Origin of the sequence: Rhizobium sp. NFR03, from assembly GCF_900111275.1 — a bacterium.
Classification (GTDB): Bacteria; Pseudomonadota; Alphaproteobacteria; order Rhizobiales; family Rhizobiaceae; genus Ferranicluibacter.
On the sequence record NZ_FOGR01000002.1, the window covers coordinates 478571 to 495210 of the forward strand.

The 16640-nt window shown below is 62.3% G+C and carries 14 protein-coding genes, 1 tRNA gene and 1 riboswitch; of the genes, 6 read left to right on the top strand and 9 right to left on the bottom strand.

Annotation, left to right across the window (positions count from 1 at the left end):
* Positions 1-91: 91 nt before the first annotated feature.
* A complete protein-coding gene (locus tag BSG19_RS07545; protein WP_092986426.1) occupies positions 92-1078 on the top strand; it encodes an Hsp33 family molecular chaperone in 987 nt (328 codons plus the stop codon).
* Between the two features lie 49 nt (positions 1079-1127).
* On the opposite strand, the gene apaG is transcribed toward BSG19_RS07545, so the two are convergent.
* On the bottom strand, positions 1128-1520 hold the full coding sequence (gene apaG / locus BSG19_RS07550; protein WP_092986428.1) for a Co2+/Mg2+ efflux protein ApaG: 393 nt from the start codon (positions 1518-1520) through the stop codon (positions 1128-1130).
* 155 nt (positions 1521-1675) lie between these two features.
* On the bottom strand, positions 1676-2869 hold the full coding sequence (locus tag BSG19_RS07555) for an O-succinylhomoserine sulfhydrylase (RefSeq protein ID WP_092986430.1): 1194 nt from the start codon (positions 2867-2869) through the stop codon (positions 1676-1678).
* 45 nt (positions 2870-2914) lie between these two features.
* Positions 2915-2993, bottom strand: a riboswitch (SAM riboswitch).
* A 73-nt stretch (positions 2994-3066) separates the two neighbouring features.
* On the opposite strand from BSG19_RS07555, the gene BSG19_RS07560 reads away from it, so the two are divergent.
* Both BSG19_RS07560 and BSG19_RS07565 read left to right on the top strand, forming a co-directional pair.
* Positions 3067-4161: a 2'-deoxycytidine 5'-triphosphate deaminase gene (locus BSG19_RS07560; RefSeq protein ID WP_092986432.1), complete on the top strand. Its 1095-nt coding sequence runs from the start codon at positions 3067-3069 to the stop codon at positions 4159-4161.
* A 76-nt stretch (positions 4162-4237) separates the two neighbouring features.
* A tRNA-Gly gene (locus BSG19_RS07565) sits at positions 4238-4311 on the top strand.
* Between the two features lie 330 nt (positions 4312-4641).
* Here the strand turns inward: BSG19_RS07565 and BSG19_RS07570 are convergent.
* The 3 genes from BSG19_RS07570 to BSG19_RS07580 are packed head-to-tail and all read right to left on the bottom strand — an operon-like array spanning position 4642 to position 8686.
* Positions 4642-6327, bottom strand: coding sequence for a glycerol-3-phosphate dehydrogenase/oxidase (locus BSG19_RS07570; RefSeq protein WP_092987297.1), 1686 nt, complete (start codon positions 6325-6327; stop codon positions 4642-4644).
* A 47-nt stretch (positions 6328-6374) separates the two neighbouring features.
* Positions 6375-7151 (bottom strand): DeoR/GlpR family DNA-binding transcription regulator, encoded by a 777-nt coding sequence (locus BSG19_RS07575; protein WP_092986434.1) that lies wholly within the window; start codon positions 7149-7151, stop codon positions 6375-6377.
* Complete coding sequence (locus BSG19_RS07580; protein ID WP_092987298.1) at positions 7148-8686, bottom strand: FGGY-family carbohydrate kinase; 1539 nt, start codon at positions 8684-8686, stop codon at positions 7148-7150. The genes BSG19_RS07575 and BSG19_RS07580 overlap by 4 nt, the downstream gene beginning before the upstream one ends.
* 267 nt (positions 8687-8953) lie before the next feature.
* Here BSG19_RS07580 and BSG19_RS07585 point away from each other — a divergent pair, with 267 nt between their 5' ends.
* Complete coding sequence (locus tag BSG19_RS07585) at positions 8954-10396, top strand: sensor domain-containing diguanylate cyclase (protein ID WP_092986436.1); 1443 nt, start codon at positions 8954-8956, stop codon at positions 10394-10396.
* Between the two features lie 37 nt (positions 10397-10433).
* Here the strand turns inward: BSG19_RS07585 and BSG19_RS07590 are convergent, their stop codons facing one another.
* A complete protein-coding gene (locus tag BSG19_RS07590; protein ID WP_092986438.1) occupies positions 10434-12356 on the bottom strand; it encodes a glycosyltransferase family 2 protein in 1923 nt (640 codons plus the stop codon).
* A gap of 114 nt (positions 12357-12470) precedes the next feature.
* Here BSG19_RS07590 and BSG19_RS07595 point away from each other — a divergent pair, with 114 nt between their 5' ends.
* Entirely contained in the window at positions 12471-13289 is an 819-nt protein-coding gene (locus tag BSG19_RS07595; protein ID WP_244529133.1) for a transporter substrate-binding domain-containing protein, read from the top strand.
* Positions 13290-13309: 20 nt separating this feature from the next.
* Here BSG19_RS07595 and BSG19_RS07600 read toward each other — a convergent pair whose 3' ends face one another.
* The 3 genes from BSG19_RS07600 to BSG19_RS07610 form a co-directional block, all read right to left on the bottom strand.
* The gene (locus BSG19_RS07600) at positions 13310-13720 is read right to left on the bottom strand and encodes a tellurite resistance TerB family protein (RefSeq protein ID WP_092986442.1); all 411 of its coding nucleotides are present in this window, start codon (positions 13718-13720) and stop codon (positions 13310-13312) included.
* A gap of 132 nt (positions 13721-13852) precedes the next feature.
* A complete protein-coding gene (locus BSG19_RS07605) occupies positions 13853-14605 on the bottom strand; it encodes a hypothetical protein (protein ID WP_092986444.1) in 753 nt (250 codons plus the stop codon).
* A gap of 13 nt (positions 14606-14618) precedes the next feature.
* On the bottom strand, positions 14619-15278 hold the full coding sequence (locus BSG19_RS07610; protein WP_092986446.1) for a S24 family peptidase: 660 nt from the start codon (positions 15276-15278) through the stop codon (positions 14619-14621).
* Positions 15279-15529: 251 nt separating this feature from the next.
* Between BSG19_RS07610 and BSG19_RS07615 the strand changes: the two genes are divergently transcribed.
* On the top strand, positions 15530-16627 hold the full coding sequence (locus BSG19_RS07615) for a calcium:cation antiporter (protein WP_244529180.1): 1098 nt from the start codon (positions 15530-15532) through the stop codon (positions 16625-16627).
* Positions 16628-16640 lie beyond the last annotated feature (13 nt).

Below are 16640 nucleotides of genomic sequence, written 5' to 3' on the forward strand. Positions count from 1 at the left end.
GAGTTGCGGCTTTGCGATTCCCGGGCGTGTCCGGGGCGCCGTTATCTGCGTTCGGGCTCGCTGCGGCGGGTCTTGCATCAGGAGTATGGACATGGTGGACAAGGGACCAGATCTCGGCGAATTCGGCTATGCGGGCGACGACCGCGTCGTGCCCTTTCAGGTGGAAGGGCTCGACGTGCGCGGCCGTGCCGTTCAGCTCGGCCCGATGCTCGACGCCATCCTCGAGCGTCACAATTACCCGCTTCCGGTCGCGCGCCTGGTTGCCGAAACGGTGGTGCTCACCGTGCTGCTCGGTACGTCGCTGAAGTTCGACGGGAAGCTGATCATCCAGACGAAGAGCGACGGTCCGGTGGATCTCGTCGTTGCCGATTTCTCGACACCCGACCGCGTGCGGGCCTATGCCCGCTATGACGAGGAGGCGCTGGCCAGCGCCATCGAGAAGGGGGAGACCGATCCGCAGGACCTTCTGGGACAGGGCATTCTCGCTTTCACCATCGATCAGGGCGAGTTTACCCAGCGCTATCAGGGCATCGTGCCGCTCGACGGTGCGTCGCTCGAGGAGATCGCCGGCGTCTACTTCCGCCAGTCTGAGCAGATCCCGACCAAGGTACGCCTTGGCGTGGCCGAGCTTCTGGATCGCGACGAAAACGGCAAGCCGCGTCATCGCTGGCGCGCCGGCGGTATGGTCGCGCAATTCCTGCCGGAAGCGCCCGACCGCATGCGCCAGCCGGACCTGCATGGTGGCGATGGCGACGAGAGCTTCGATGGCAGCGTCGACGATCTTTGGGACGAAGCCCGCGTGATGGTGGAAACGATCGATGCCGACGAGCTGACCGACCCGACGGTCGGTACCGAACGGCTCCTGTTTCGCCTGTTCCATGAGCGCGGTGTGCGGGTCTATCCGCCGCAGGCGGTCTATGACCAGTGCGCCTGCTCGCGAGAGAAGCTGCGCGATGTCCTCGCCAGCTTCAGCCAGGAAGAGATCGAGAGCACGGTCGAAGATGGCGTTATCTCGGTGACCTGCGAGTTCTGCTCGACCACGTACACCTTCGAGGCGACGGAAGTCCGTCCGCAGTAAAGGTGCTCGGTGGCGGCGCGCTGAAAGACCCCCGACTATTGGTCGGGGGTTAGTTCAGCGTGCGGCTGAGGCCCGGTAGATCCAGCGAAAAAGCGGGAATGTCGACCGTGAAGGTTTCCCCCTCCGTCGTCTCCATCGAATAGTGGCCGAACATCACACCGGATGGCGTATCGAGCGGGCAGCCGGAGGAGTATTCGAAGGTGTCGCCGGGGTTCAGTACGGGCTGTTCGCCGATCACGCCGGGGCCATTGACCTCGTCGACCTGCCCGTTCTCATCCGTGATGTGCCAGTAGCGCGTCATCAGCCGCACCGTCTTGACGGAGCGGTTGGAAATCAGGATCCGGTAGCCCCAGACGTAGCGCCCATCCTCGGGATCGGACTGATCCTCCAGATAATAGGGCTCTACGGTGACTTCGATGTCCCGTGTCAGCGCGCGATACATGATGCAAAACCTTTCCAGTCGCTGACCCAGTCTAGCGCCAGATGGTTTCCCGAAGGATAACGCCCGCGGAAAGTGTGTTGCAGCACGGCACAAAGAAAAAATCGCGCCGGTGAGGCGCGATTTTCAGGCGTTCCAGCGATCGCAGAAGAGGTGACTCAGGCCGAAACGGCCTTGAGTGCCCGGGCGAAATCCTCGATCAGGTCCGCGCTGTCCTCGATCCCGGCCGACAGACGCACGGTGCCGTCGGAGATGCCGAGTTCGGCGCGGGCTTCCTCGTTGAGGTTCTTGTGCGTCGTCGTCGCCGGATGCGTGATCAGGCTCTTGCTGTCGCCGAGATTGTTCGAAATCTTGACGATATCGAGCGCGTTCTGCAGCGCGAACGCTGCTTTCTTGCCGCCCTTCATCTCGAAGCAGACCAACGTGGAGCCGCCCTTCATCTGTTTTGCGATGATGTCGGCCTGCGGGTGGTCTGACCTGCCGGGATAGATCACGCGGGCGACCTGACTCTGCTCGGCGAGGAAATCGGCCACCTTCGCCGCGTTCTCGCTCTGCTGGCGCACACGCAACGGCAGGGTCTCAATACCCTTCAGCAATGTCCAGGCGTTGAACGGCGACAGGGCAGGGCCCGTATGGCGGAAGTAGTCGTGCAGATGCTCGTCGATCCAGTCCTTTGACGACAGGATGACGCCACCAAGGCAGCGGCCCTGACCATCGATGTGCTTGGTTGCGGAATAGACGACGACATGTGCGCCAAGTTCGAGCGGCTTTTGCAGGAGGGGCGTTGCAAAGACGTTGTCCACCACCAGCTTGGCGCCGGCTGCATCGGCAAGCTTCGCCACGGCGGCGATATCGACCACCTCCAGCGTCGGGTTGGTCGGGCTTTCCAGAAAGAAGACCTTGGTATTCGGACGGATCGCCTTTTCCCAGTTCTCGATGAAGCGCCCATCGACCAGCGTGCATTCGATGCCGTAGGACGGCGCGAGCGTTTCCACGACCCAGCGGCATGAGCCGAAGAGCGCCCGCGCGGCAACGATATGATCGCCTGCCTTCAGCTGGCAGAGGATAGCCGCTGAGACGGCTGCCATGCCCGAGGCCGTGGCGCGCGCGTCTTCGGCGCCTTCCAGCAGGCACATGCGCCTTTCGAACATGTCGTTGGTCGGGCTGCCGTAGCGGGCATAGATGAAGCCGTCCGTCTCGCCCTTGAAGCGTGCTTCGGCGGCCTCCGACGTTTCGTAGACGAAGCCCTGCGTGAGGAAGATCGCCTCGGATGTCTCGCCGTGATGGGAGCGGGTGGTGCCGCCGTGAACGAGCTGCGTCGCCGGGCGCCAGGTGTTGTTTGCCGTGCTCATCAATTGTCTCCTTCCAGAAACAAAAAAACCGGTCGCGTAAAGCAGACCGGTTCGAGCCCGGTCTTTTTAGCCATTTGTTTAACGTGGCTGCAAGCCGACCGGCCAAATCACCACGGGATAAGTTCCCATACGTCTTCGCCCCGCTTGCGTCAATCGGCCGTTTTTGGTTTTGTCGGCCTCGAAAAAAGGATGATGGCATGGCGCGCGAAACGGGCATTCTGGCGGATAGCGCAATCGCTTCGCTGTTCGAGGACGGCCGCCTTCTGAGCGAAGGTCCGCTGGACGAGGACCAGATCCAGCCGGCGAGCCTCGACCTGCGGCTCGGCGCCCGCGCTTTCCGGGTGCGCGCGAGTTTCATGCCGGGTCCGGGACATCTCGTCGCTGACAAGCTCGACCGCCTGAAACTGCATGTGATCGATCTGAGCGACGGCGCCGTGCTCGAAACGGGCTGCGTCTACATCGTTCCCCTGATGGAAAGTCTCGATTTGCCGGCCGCTATGTCGGCTTCGGCCAACCCCAAAAGTTCGACGGGCCGGCTCGATATCTTCACCCGCGTCATCACCGACCGCGCCCAGGAATTCGACAAGATACCGGCGGGCTATCGCGGTCCCCTCTATCTCGAAATCAGCCCGCGGACCTTTCCCGTCATCGTGCGTCGTGGCTCGCGCCTGTCTCAGATCCGCTTCCGGATCGGCCATGCGCTTCTCACCGAGAGCGAGGTTCTCGACCTGCACCGTACGGACACGCTGGTGGCAAGCGATACGCCCAATGTCTCCGGCGCCGGCATCGCCCTGTCGATCGACCTGAAGGGGACCGGCGTGGACGGGCTCATCGGCTATCGCGGCAAGCACCACACGGCGGTCGTCGATGTGGACCGAAAGGGCGCGCACGGCATCTACGATTTCTGGGAGCCGCTCTACAGTCGCGGCGCTGACGAACTTATCCTCGATCCCGACGAGTTCTACATCCTTGTCTCTCGCGAGGCCGTGCATGTGCCGCCTCTGTTTGCAGCGGAGATGACACCGTTCGATCCGCTGGTCGGCGAATTCCGGGTTCATTATGCAGGCTTCTTCGACCCGGGCTTCGGCCATGCTCAGGCGGGCGGCACCGGCAGCCGCGCCGTTCTCGAAGTTCGCAGCCACGAGGTGCCCTTCATCCTCGAGCATGGCCAGATCGTCGGCCGTCTCGTCTACGAACACATGATGGAGCGCCCCAAAGGGCTCTACGGCCTTGGCGTCGGATCGAATTACCAGGCGCAGGGACTGAAGCTCTCCAAGCATTTTCGGGGCTGATAAGCGCCTTTCGAAGGCGCGTATCCTTGCTTGAGGATTGACACGCGCCCGCATCTGTTGGATGTCTGGCGCATTGGCGGGTGTAGCTCAATGGTAGAGCAGCAGCTTCCCAAGCTGAATACGAGGGTTCGATTCCCTTCACCCGCTCCAGCCATACCAAAGGCTTGATCACGTCGATGTATCGCTCCGGTATCACGGAGCAGACCGCCAAAATCTTGCGCAGCATGTTTTCCGAAGAAATTCTGCGTTTGACTTGAAGCCGTCACATTCGTCTCCTATATCTCTCTCATCGGCAACCGGTCGAGCGTTTCATCAAAGAGATGTTCTCGGGTCCGATACAGCTTTCGTCGACTTGACCACGGATGTACTGGCAAATTGATAAAAGCGAATGAGGAAGGTCGGTGCGGTTTCGCCCCGGCCTTTTTTATTGTCTTCGGTAGCCCGAGATATTGGAGCAGCAGACGCTGCGTGCCCTGACGATTATGCCAGGGTCACGCCGTGCAGCCGAGAAAGCTCGTCGCGCACGCTCTCGATCTCCTGCTCAATCTTCGCTTCATTCCAATCAAGGACCCGCCCTGCGATTTCGGCGATACGGCGCAGGAGATGCAATGTCAGCGTTCCCGTAACGGCGAGCGCCGTGCGCCGAAGCACGATATCGGAAAGCCGTCCCACCTGCTCATGGCGCACGAGGTAATCGATCTCCCCTTCGAAATGGTCCACGGCGTCCGGCAGGGAGACCGCGCTCGACGCCGCGATGTGGAGAGCCACGGCGCGAGCCGTCGTCCCGTAGCGGGCGAAGAGTGCCTCGGCCTGCGCCTGTGAAAGGCCTGATGTCGCAGCGATCTCGGCGACCAGCCTGTGGCGTGCGGCGTCGTCCGTCGGATAGTCCAGCCCGCCGCCGATGGGCATGGCCTCCGTTGTCACCTTGCGCGCTTGGCCGAGACGCTTCAGCACGGTGTCGGCCACCTCTTCCGCATAGCCGCGAAAGGTTGTCCACTTGCCGCCGACCAGCGACAGCACCGGGAACGGGCGGTCTCCCATGGGCTCCAGCACCGGCGTCACATGATCGCGGCTGATCAGACCCGGGTCCTTTGCGTCATTAGCCGGCAAAGGACGGATGCCGCTATAGGTGTAGACGATCTGGCTGCGGTCGAACTGCATCTTCGGTAGCAGCTTGCCAAGGCTGTCCAGCAGATAGTCGATCTCGTCGTCCTCGCACCGAACGCTGTCCGGCTGGTCGGCCTTGATGTCGGTCGAACCGACCATTGCCCGGCCGAGATAGTCGAAGACGAGGCAGATGCGGCCATCGTCGGCCTCGAAATAGATCATTCGGCCAGCGAGTTCCTTCAGCAAAGCATCGTGGCGCAGCAGGATGTGCGAGCCCTTTGTTCCACCGATCATGCGGGAGGTCTCGCCGAGCGTCGCGTTGACGGCGTCGATCCACGGTCCGCCGGCATTGACGACAAGCCGTGGCTTCACGCGCAACGGGGCGCCATTGAGGAGGCTGGAGATGACGAGCGTATCGAAAGCCCGGTTTTCGAGACGCGCATGATTGACGGCCGCGGAGGTGGGGCTTGCCGCAAGGCCGTCGCGAACCAGTTCCGCCACCAGCCGTTCGGGATGCGTCACCGTCGCGTCGTAATAGGTGCCGGTGGCCACGATGCGCGGCGTCAGCGCCGGCAGGCTCCGTAACGACGCGGCCTTGCCGGCCATCGTGTGGCGCGGCATCACCCGCTGTCGCGCACCGTAGGCATCGTACATCGAAAGGCCGGTCTTGATCAGAAGGGCACCGCGGCTGCGTGGCGTTCCCTTGGCGCCAAAGAGCGTGCGAACCGCCGACCAGACGCCTTTCGTCCAGGAGAAAATCGGAATGACCGTCGCGAGCGGCTTGACGTAGTGCGGGGCGTTGCGCAGCAGCAGATTCCGCTCGTAGGTGGATTGCGCCACCAACCGCAGTTCGCCCGTTTCCAGATATTTCAGCCCCCCATGGATCAGCCGCGAGGGTGCGGCACTCGTGCCGGAGCCGTAATCCGACTTGTCGAGGATGAGGCAGGTCAGGCCCTGCGCGCAGAGATCTCGAAACAGACCGGCGCCGTTGACCCCCGCACCGACGATGACGACATCCACGGTGCCTGTCTTTGCAATCGCCGCCATGCGCTCCGCCATGCCGCCCGGCCAGCGCGTCTCCGAGCCCGTCTCACTGACTGTTTCGCTCATGATGTCCTGCCTGTTCTGGTGATGCTGAGGGGAACGCCGCGTGCAAGGAGATCGGCGCGGACAGTGTCCGCCAGCCGGTCCGTCGCGAGCACGACATCGAAAGCCGTGAGTTCGGCAAAGACGTTCAGGGCCACCTTGCCGAATTTCGAGGAGTCGAGCAGCAGGATACGGCGTGAGGCGGCGGCCATCATCGCCTGCTTGACCTTGGTCACCTGCGCATCCTGAATGAACGCGGTGCCGCCTTCCACCGCAGAAGCGGAACAGAAGAACACGTTGGCCCGCAATGCCGCGACAGCGCGCTCGGTCGTCAGGCCGATGAAGGCATTGAACGTGCGGTGATAGGTGCCGCCAAGGCAGAGCACCTCGATCTCGTCGATATCGATGAGCCTGTTGGTGGAGACCAGTCCGTTGGTGATCACCGTCAGGGGCCGCACGCCGGCCAGAAGGTCGGCAAGGGCGGCGCCGGTCGTGCTGTCGTCTAGCATCACAGCCTGTCCCGGCTCTACTTGAGCAAGGGCAGCACGCGCCAGCGCAGCCTTCTCTGCCTTTCCCACGGTTTCGCGGTAGCGGAAGGCGCTCTCGTAAAGGCCCGAAGGCTGGACGGTGACGGTGCCGTGCAGCTTTCGCAGCACGCCCTGATGCGCAAGGCGATCGACATGGCGATGGATCGTCATGCGGGACACGCCGAAATGCGCGACCAGATCCTCGATGCGCGCCTGTCCGGCCTGCATGATATAGTCGGCGATCTCGTCGCGGCGCGCATCTGCCTTCATCTCGCGATCTCTTTCCGCGATCCCTCCGCCAGCCGCTCGATGGCCTGCCAGTGCGGCTGCATCGCTTCCGCGACATCACGATAAAGCGCGTAACGCGCCGCAAGGGCTGTCCGTCGTTCTGGATCCGGCATGTGGCTGCGCAGGGTCGTCGTCGTCTCGCGCGCGCCGGCCTGCGGACTTTCATAAAGGCCGATGGCCGCGCCTGCCGTGAGTGCCGCACCCCAGGCTGCAGCCTCATCCGCCGAGGTCACATGCACAGGCAGATCGAGCGCGTCGGCAAACATCTGCGACAATGCGGGGTTTCGCGCGCCTCCGCCCGAGATCCGCGCCTCCGTGATCGGCATGACGCTGCGCAGGTCGTCCACATGAGCCTTATGGTTGAAGACGATGCCTTCGAGCACGGCCTTCAGCATGTCGCCGCGGTCGTGCCAGCCATGAACGCCGAAAAAGCCGGCGCTTGCCGTGCTGCCATAGGGCGAGCCGAAGAGGTAGGGATGGAAGAGGATATCGGACGGACGGCCGAAGGCGGCATCGAGTTCCGGCTTCAAAAGTTCATGAACACCCGTGCCGCTGCTTGCCGCTTCGCTCTGCTCGGCCCGGCAGAACTGGTCGAGGAACCAGTCGTAATTCGCGGTGGATGCCGGTGACACGGCCATATTGTTCCACTGTCCCGGCTCGATGGCGCTGCGGCAGTGCCAGCGTGGATCGGTTACCGGCCGATCCGTCACCACCTCGTTGATCGAATAGGTGCCCGCGACGATCGACAGCAGACCCGTTTCGTGCCCGCCGATCCCAAGAGCCGAGGCCGTCACGTCGTGCAGCCCTGCGGCGACCGGCGTTCCCTCCAAAAGCCCGGTCAGTGCTGAAGCCGCCGCCGTCACGCCGCCGACGATCGCAGCCGATGGCGCCATGTCGGGAAGCGCACTCCACAGGGTTTCCAAGCCGAAAAGCGACAGCGCCTCCCGGTCAAAAACCTGCGTTGCGACATTCGTAAACGCGATGCTCGCCTCCGTTCGATCCGTGCCGATCGTGCCCGTCAGGCAGAAGCGGAGCCAGTCCTTGCAGGCGAGCACATGGCCGATGCCGGCGAACCGTTCCGGCTGGTTGTCGCGTATCCACGCGAGAATGGCCGATGGTGCGGAGGCATGGGGAGACTGCCCTGTCAGCGCGAGCGCCCGTGCTGCAATCTTGGTCGCGTTCCAGGCATCGGACAGTGCGCCCGCGCGACTGTCGAGCGACAGGATGCCGGGCCCGAGCGGCCGGCTGTCGCGGCCAAGCACATAGACGCCATCGCCATGCGCAGTTGCCGCGACCGCCTTGATATCGGACGGGCGGCAGCCGGCCGTCGTGATCGCTTCGCGGATCGCCTCGGCGGTCGCGGCCCACAGCCCGTCCATATCGCGCTCTACCCAGCGCGGATGCGGAAGGGACTGCGCGACCCGGCGGCGCGCCACCGAAACCGGTGTTCCATCCGGCCGGAAGACCACGGCCTTCGTGACCGTCAGCCCGTTATCGATGCCGAGCAGGCAATCCATCGTATCGTCCTCCATCCCCACGTCCGATAGCTGGCGCTGTCGGTGACAGGTAACATACGGATGTGTGATATTCCCGTCAATTGGCGTGACATCGCCGTGCCTTCGACAGCAATGTCACGCATTCTTCCAACTTAGTGGCGGCGAACAGAAGGTTTTGCGTGCGGTGCAGCATCGGTTGCGTTGCAAGAACGCTATTTCTTGGGTACGAATTTCAAGGTTAGTCGAAGGTAACCGTTTGGTTGAAAAAAGGTCCATGATCTCGTGACGATGGAAGACGATGTAACCCAGACCTTCGAGCTGGCACCGGTTGCCATGTGGATCGAGGATTTCAGCGGCGTTCAGGCCTTGTTCGAGACGTGGCGTGGGCAGGGGGTCGAGAACATCTCCGACTTCCTTGCCGAGGACACTGCGCGTGTTGCTGCCTGCTCCAGTCGCATCAAGGTGCTGAAGGTCAACAAGCGCACACTGGAACTGTTCGAGGCCCGCGATCTCGATCATCTCATCGACAATCTCGGGCTCATCTTCCGAGACGACATGCTGACCAGCCACATCAGCGAACTTTCGCAGCTTTTCGACGGCAAGTCCGCCTTTTTCAGCAATGCCATCAACTACACCCTCAGCGGGCGCAGGCTCGACATTCAGCTGCGAGGCAATGTGCTGCCCGGTCACGAGACAACGCTGGCGCGGGTTCTGCTGACGACCGAAGACGTGACCGAGCGCGAGACGGTGGCTCGCGCCGAGCGGGAGAGCCGTCAGTATGCCGAAGGCATCTTCGAACACTCCCCGGTCTCGCTCTGGGTGGAGGATTTCAGCCGGATCAAGGAGCTGCTGGACGATGTGCGCCGACGCGGCATCCTGGACTTTCGGGTGTTCACCGATGTCCATCCGGAGTTCGTGACGCAGTGCATGAGCGAGATTCGCGTGATCGACGTCAATCAAGCGACGCTCGACCTTTTCGGTGCGCCCGATCGCCGAACGCTGCTTCACCGTATATCCGATATTTTCCGCGGCAACATGCAGCAGCATTTCCGCGAGCAGTTGATAGAGCTGTGGAACGGCAACCTGTTCCACCATCGCGAGGTCGTGAACTATGCGCTCGACGGATCCGAACGGTTTGTGCTGCTTCAGTTTTCCGTGCTGCCAGGCCACGAGGATGACTGGTCTCTGGTCCAGGTCGCGCTGACGGATATCACGGCCCGCAAGAAAGCCGAGGCCTATCTCGAATATCTCGGCAAGCACGACGTTCTGACCAAGCTCCACAACCGTACCTTCTACATGGAGGAGCTCAACCGCATCGAACGGAAGTCGATACGCCCGGTTTCCGTCGTCATTCTCGATCTCAACGGGCTGAAGGAGGCGAACGATCAGCGCGGTCACGATGCCGGCGATGCGCTCTTGCGGCGTCTGGGAGAAGTGTTGAACGAGGCGGTGAGCGGTCCAAACCGGGCCGCCCGCATCGGCGGCGACGAATTTGCCCTGCTGATGCCCGGTGCCGACGAGATAGCGGTAGCCGCGATGATCGAAAGCATCGACGATCTGCTGAAGATCAACAACCAGTTCTATCCCACGGGAACGCTCAGTGTTTCCATGGGCCGCGCGACCAGCCTGCCGGCAGAAAGCATGGAAGCCCTGGTCAAGCGCGCCGACATCGATATGTACAAGCAGAAACAGGCCTATTACAGCCACGTGACGGTCAACCGCAGGCGCTAGCAGGGATCAGAAAAGCGGCGGCTCTGTAGCCCGAGAGTTAAAGCTCCGTCGGCCGGTGTGGTGTCTTGTTCCAGGCGAATGGCTTGCGATAGAGCTCGATGATGGCGGCCCATGCGGCAGCCGAGATCATCAGCCAGTAGGCCGGCACGGCTCGCCATCTTCCGCCGACGGCGCGCCACTCCTCGGGGCTCATAGGCTTTCTTCCGAGCTGGATGACGATCGCGTAGCTCCCGATGATATTGAGGATGTCGAGGATCATCAGGCAGGAGGCGAGGAGCGTGTCTCCGCTCGAAAGATTGCCCGCCATCAGCGTCCAGCCCAGATAGAACAGGAAAGCAAGCGTTAGCGGGTGGCTGAGCGCCGAAAGGATCATGCCGGCAACGAGGATCTGCGAGGTCGCGAACGCTTTCCATCCCATCTGTCGATAGAGAAAACCAGGGTCGCGCATCATCACGAGCCATGTCTGCAGCCAGCCCTTGTACCACCGCGTCCGCTGCGCGAACCAGACGGCGGTCTCGGTCGGTGCGTCTTCGAGCGTCGGGCGCACAAGCATCTGAGATCGGTAGCCGAGGCGAAAGAGCCGCATGCCGAGATCGGCGTCTTCCGTCGTATTGAAAGGATCCCAGCCGCCGACCGCCTTGAGAACATCCACGCGAAAATGGTTCGATGTGCCGCCGAGAGGCAAGGGAAGCCCGGCGGATGACAGGAATGGCAGGAGGCCGCGAAACAAAGCGGCATATTCGAGCGCGAACATCGTGCTGAGCCATCCCGATTTGGCGTTCGTGACGACCAGAGGAGACTGGAGGCATGCGACGCGCGGATCCGCCGCGCGGAAGACGGCATAGGCTTCGCGCAGCTGACCGGGGTCCGGCCGGTCTTCCGCATCGTAGATGGTGAGAAACGTACCGCGCGCGCCGGGAAGGGCATAGCTCAACGCCTTCGGCTTCGTACGTGGTGCGGCCGGGGGAACGCGCACGATGTCGTATTCCGAGGGTAGCGACAGGGCTTCCAGCGCGGCGAGCGTTTCGTCATCGTCTGCCTCGCAGATGAGCTTGATGTCGAGGCGCGAGCGCGGCCAGTCGAGGCGGTCGAGGGCTCCGACCAGTTGCGCCACGACCTCCGTCTCCCGGTAGAGCGCGACGAAGATGGAGTAGACCGGAAGGGGCCCCATCTGTCGGGCGGTCAGCTTCCTGATCGACGGAAGCCGCGTCCTGGCCTTCTTCACATGGAGGAGGGCCCGCGCGCGCAGGAAAAGCTGGCAGAAATAGATGCTGGTAAAGAGAAGGTGGGTCGCGAGCAGCCAGACGAGTGGCGCGAGAAAGGCGGAGAAAACGAAAATTGAAAGTCCGAGCCCGGCATAGAACCCCTGTTTGCCCCAGAAGACGATGCGGGCGCTATGAGACGGCGCGGCATCGAAGAGACGGGTTACCGTGTCACGGACGCGTCGCTCCCGGCCCGCAGTCCAGACCGCCATCCGCACCGCGCGCGGCGTCGAGACGGCCAGGATCCCGGCAAGTGCGGGCCGTCGCTCGAGCGTCAGCGCAATGTCGTGGATCTGGGTGAGCTTCGGCACGATGACCGTGATCGCCGGACGGCTGGAATGGTAGAGACGCAGCATTTCCGGAAAGACGAGCTGCGTGTCGAGCGTTTCGGCATCGTGAACCTGCTCCGCATCGATCTCCGCCATGAATGGAAGCCCCAGCAGATTTGCCAGTGCCTCGAAGTAAAGGGTATCGACGATCTCACCGGACGCCAGAAGCTCTTCCTGGACGGTCGTGCCGTTTTCCTTTGCCAACAGCATCATCCGGGCGATCGTTGGCTTGCCGATGCCGAGTTTCAGGAGAAGGCGTCCTTCGCGCAACAGATCGACCGAAAAGGCGGGCAGGGACGCGTTTTGGGGCTTGGAGCGCGCTCTTCGAGTAGCCATTCCGGGCAGTGACGGATAGTCTAGGACACGCATGAACACCTCGTCGCAGACAGTGTCGGCCCTCTGAAGGCCTGAAGCCGGAATTTGATGAGAATGATACGGAGTTCTTCAATCCAACCGATCATTAGGATAATCTTAATCATCTTTATGCCGGCTTGGATAGGAAATATTGCGGTGCACGCGGCAGAGCCGGTCCGCGAGCTGCCATTGTCCTTCGATGCGCGGGAGCGGATCGCAAAGCCGGATCTCAGCGGCCTTGCACGTTTGCGGTTCCTGACCACCGTCGACTTCCCGCCGTTCAACTTCATCGACCAGTCGCAGAAGCTGTCCGGCTTCCATGTCGATCTTGCTCGTGAAATCTGCCGTGTTCTGGAGATAGAGGCGAAGTGTCAGATCCAGGCCGTCACTTTCGAGGAATTGCAGCCGGCGTTGGAAGAGGGACAGGGCGAGGCGGTGCTTGCGGGCGTTGACGTGACAGACGCGCTTCGGCAGCGTTTCGCCTTCACGCGATCGTTCCTGCGGCTTCCCGCCCGTTTTGCCGCGCGTACGGTGCCGGGCGGCGATGCCGGGATCGACCTGTCCGCAATTCTTGCAAAGCCGGTCGGCGTCGTCGCGGGCACGACGCATGAGGCCATGTTCAAGGCGTTCTTTCCGTCAGCCAGAGCGCAGGCCTTTCCCGACCGTACGGCCATGCTGCAGGCGCTGAAGACGGGCACGGTGGAGGCCGTCTTCTCGGACGGCATGCAGCTGTCCTTCTGGGCAGCGTCCGCGGACGCGGCAGGCTGCTGCTCGCTCGTGGAAGGCGCCTATGTCTCCGAGCATTTTCTCGGCGAAGGCCTGGCGATCATGAATCGGAAGGGCGATCCGGCCCTGACGCAGGCTTTGGACCACGCGCTTCTCGAGCTATCGCGCAACGGCCGCCTGAACGAAATCTACCTGCGCTACTTCCCGACCGGTATGTACTGATCGCGTTCAAGGGCGTTATTTCAATGGCGCATACGGGCCTGCGCACCCCGCTCGATGGCGGCGCAGACGAGCTTGTCGAGGCCCAGACGGTCGCGTAGCAAGGCGAGGAGCCGCAGTTCCTCGCTGCGGACATCGAGATCGACCGCTGCGATATCGACAGCCAGTGCATAGGCTGTCTCGAAAAGACGCGGCGGCAGCGCTTCCCGTACCAGCTCCAGCAGAATATCCAGCCCCTCTGGCGCCGACAGCAACGTTGCGCAACGCTGTGCCACGGGCACGAGGTCTTCCGCATCGAAATTATCGAAGACAGGCAGGATGCGGGAGAGCTTGCCGATCCGCTCCAGCTCCTCGTCGCTCATGGCGCTGTCCACGGCGGACATCATGACCATGACATGGATCAGGGCTTCCTGGTGGGTCAAAGTTCGGGACATGCGATCTCCGGGGTTCATTCGCCCCTCACCTACGGCCGCTGGACCCATCTTGCAAGACATCTGCTGCAACGGCATCTGCGGGATTTGCCAAGTCTTGGAAAACCGATAGCAGACAGCGCCGCGTTCAAGGCATCAAGGTCCAGGATTGGCAGGCGGGGAGGAGGGCTCCGCAGCGGTGCGGTAGAAGCCCTTTGTCGTCATTTTCGCAGATGCGACCGCTGCCGCAAGAGCGGTATCGTTTCCCTCCACCTCCGCCCAGCCGTTGCGGGCAAGCCAGAGGGCCGGATCATCGTCGCCGATCGTACAGCGTGCCGTCACCGTTCCGCTCCATTCGCCCTTCGGTGTCCGGCAGGCAAAGGCCCGGGCACGGATGAAGTTGCGGAAGGCTGTGCGGGCAACCGTGCCGCAGGGCCAATCGCCGGTCGTCGCCCGGCAGATCCTGTCGGCCGACTGAGGCTTGACGCCAGCGATCTGGATCGTCCGTCCTTCAAACTGGACAAGACCTGCCGACAGAGCAACGGGATGCCGGAGAATGGTCTCCTCGAGTGTTGCCGGATCGACCGGCGCCTCATGAGGCGCGGAAAGCGGTGCCGTATCCACGGCCGGCGGCTCGGGAACCGGGACCGGCGTCACGTCCTCCACCGGTTTCTGCGCATCGGGAGGAAACGGCATCGGCTCCATGTCGGGCTCGACCGGAACGGTATCACTGACGGCAGGATCTTCTCCGATCGTCGGCACATCGCCAAGATCAGGCGTCTCCAGCGTCATGTCCGGCACAGCCATGCTTTCCGATCCTGTCAGCGCCGACTTGCCCGCCATCAGCAGGCCGAGGGTCAGAATGACGCAGAGCATAGGGCCGCCGATACGGAGCAGAGAAGATTGCATGAGGAAAACGGTCCTACTGGCTCGCCCAGATGATCCGGGCGATCCACTCCACCTCGGACAGGTCGAAGCTGCGGTTCGGATGTTCGGGGTTGAGGGAGTGCAGATCGATGCTGCGCGCGCTCTGCCGCATCAGTACCTTGGCCATGACCTCGCCCTCGGTGGTCTTGACGACGACGCGGTCTCCGCGACGAACCTGCGCGCCCGGTTCCACGATCAGCACATCGCCATCCCGGTACAGCGGCTGCATGCTGTCACCCTGGATCTCCAGCGCGTAAACGCCCGTCTTCGTGCCGGCCGTGGGAAAATCGACCACATCCCAGCCTTGGCCTGCGGGAAAACCGCCATCGTCGAAAAAGCCGCCAGCGCCTGCCTGGGCAAAGCCCAGAAGCGGGATGGCACTTGACGGAGCCAGCCTCTCCACGGTGTCGGAGCCCTTGGCGCCGTCCGGCCGCAGGAATTCCATGAACTGCCCGATGGTCGAGCCGGTCGCATCGAGAACCTTGGCGATGGATTCGGTGGATGGCCAGCGCTCGCGTCCATCAGCGGACTGGCGCTTGGATTTGTTGAACGACGTCGGATCGAGGCCGGCACGCCGGGCAAGCCCCGACGGCGACATCTGATGCCGCTCCGCCAAGGCGTCTATCGCATGCCAGATACGCTCATGTGACAGCATCGTCCCGATGTCCTGGTAAGTCTGGTGTCCTGTTGACGTGTCCGGCGGACATATCCGGGGAAGCGGAACCTCTCCTCTATCCGGCAGGACACTAGCCAAAAACCGGCATCAAGTAAAGAATGCGAGGAAAATAATCCTCGCTCCATCGCGCCCGGCACGTTTATTGAAATGCGTGTCCTGGCACCTATACTTGCATTTTCCAAACACTTCTGGCCGATCAGGCCGCATTCCTGCATCCAGACGAGCGAGGCATCGTGCTCTCCACCCTCATCCGCTCAGAGCGGCTTATCCTCGTTGCCATTGCTGCCGGCATTGCCGGTTTTTCCGCCGAGCATACGCTGATCGGAATGGGGCAGGCGGCGTCTCTTGCCGGCGCGGTGTTCCTCATCGCCGCCATCATCCTCGCCTCCATGCGGGTGGCGCACCATGCGGAAATTCTCGCAACCAAGGTCGGCGATCCCTATGGTACGATGATCCTCACGCTCTCGGCCGTGCTGGTCGAAGTGGTTATTCTCGCGATCATGATGAGTTCGCCGGAGAGTTCCCCGACGTTGGTGCGCGACACGATCTACTCTGCCGTCATGCTCGATATCAACGGCATCCTCGGCATTGCCGCGCTTCTGGGAGGCCTGAAGCACGGCGAGCAACCCTATAATGACGACTCCAGCCGCACCTATTGCGTCATGATCCTGACGGCCATGAGCATTTCCATGATCGTGCCCGAGTTCATTCCGCAGGCGAAGTGGCACTTCTATTCCGCCTTCACCATCGTCGCCATGATCATGCTCTACGGTCTGTTCCTGCGCATGCAGGTTGGCGCACACAGCTATTTCTTCAGCTACAGCTACCCGAAGACGCGCCGTGAAAGCGCAGGCGGACATATCGAGGAGCCCCAGAGCACGACGCTCTCGATCGGCGTTCTCGTGTTCGGCATCGTCGTCATCGGCATTCTCGCCGAGATCATGTCGACGCTGCTCAATACGGGTCTGGAAGGTACCGGCGCGCCGCCGGTTCTCGCCGCCATTGTCGTCGCCGCTATTTCGGCCGCGCCGGAGATCATGACGGCGATGCGTTCGGCGCTCGCCAATCACATGCAGTCGGTGGTCAACATCGCGCTCGGCGCCTCGCTCTCCACCGTCATCCTCACCGTCCCGGTGATGGAGGCCATTGCGCTTTACACGGGGCAGCCGTTCATCATGGCGATGACCCCGGTACAGACCGTCATGATCACCATCACGCTGATCGTCGCCGCCATCAACCTCAACGACGGCGAGACCAACGCCATCGAGGGGATGACGCATTTCGTGCTGTTCGCGACCTTCATCATGCTCTCCTGCCTCGGCCTTTGATCCGCGACCGGCC

Coding starts and splice junctions, on each gene's coding strand:
- BSG19_RS07545 (WP_092986426.1), top strand. CDS start 92: ATGGTGGACAAGGGACCAGATCTCGGCGAATTCGGCTATGCGGGCGAC.
- apaG (WP_092986428.1), bottom strand. CDS start 1,520: ATGTATCGCGCGCTGACACGGGACATCGAAGTCACCGTAGAGCCCTAT.
- BSG19_RS07555 (WP_092986430.1), bottom strand. CDS start 2,869: ATGAGCACGGCAAACAACACCTGGCGCCCGGCGACGCAGCTCGTTCAC.
- BSG19_RS07560 (WP_092986432.1), top strand. CDS start 3,067: ATGGCGCGCGAAACGGGCATTCTGGCGGATAGCGCAATCGCTTCGCTG.
- BSG19_RS07570 (WP_092987297.1), bottom strand. CDS start 6,327: ATGGCGGAGCGCATGGCGGCGATTGCAAAGACAGGCACCGTGGATGTC.
- BSG19_RS07575 (WP_092986434.1), bottom strand. CDS start 7,151: ATGAAGGCAGATGCGCGCCGCGACGAGATCGCCGACTATATCATGCAG.
- BSG19_RS07580 (WP_092987298.1), bottom strand. CDS start 8,686: ATGGATTGCCTGCTCGGCATCGATAACGGGCTGACGGTCACGAAGGCC.
- BSG19_RS07585 (WP_092986436.1), top strand. CDS start 8,954: ATGGAAGACGATGTAACCCAGACCTTCGAGCTGGCACCGGTTGCCATG.
- BSG19_RS07590 (WP_092986438.1), bottom strand. CDS start 12,356: ATGCGTGTCCTAGACTATCCGTCACTGCCCGGAATGGCTACTCGAAGA.
- BSG19_RS07595 (WP_244529133.1), top strand. CDS start 12,471: ATGCCGGCTTGGATAGGAAATATTGCGGTGCACGCGGCAGAGCCGGTC.
- BSG19_RS07600 (WP_092986442.1), bottom strand. CDS start 13,720: ATGTCCCGAACTTTGACCCACCAGGAAGCCCTGATCCATGTCATGGTC.
- BSG19_RS07605 (WP_092986444.1), bottom strand. CDS start 14,605: ATGCAATCTTCTCTGCTCCGTATCGGCGGCCCTATGCTCTGCGTCATT.
- BSG19_RS07610 (WP_092986446.1), bottom strand. CDS start 15,278: ATGCTGTCACATGAGCGTATCTGGCATGCGATAGACGCCTTGGCGGAG.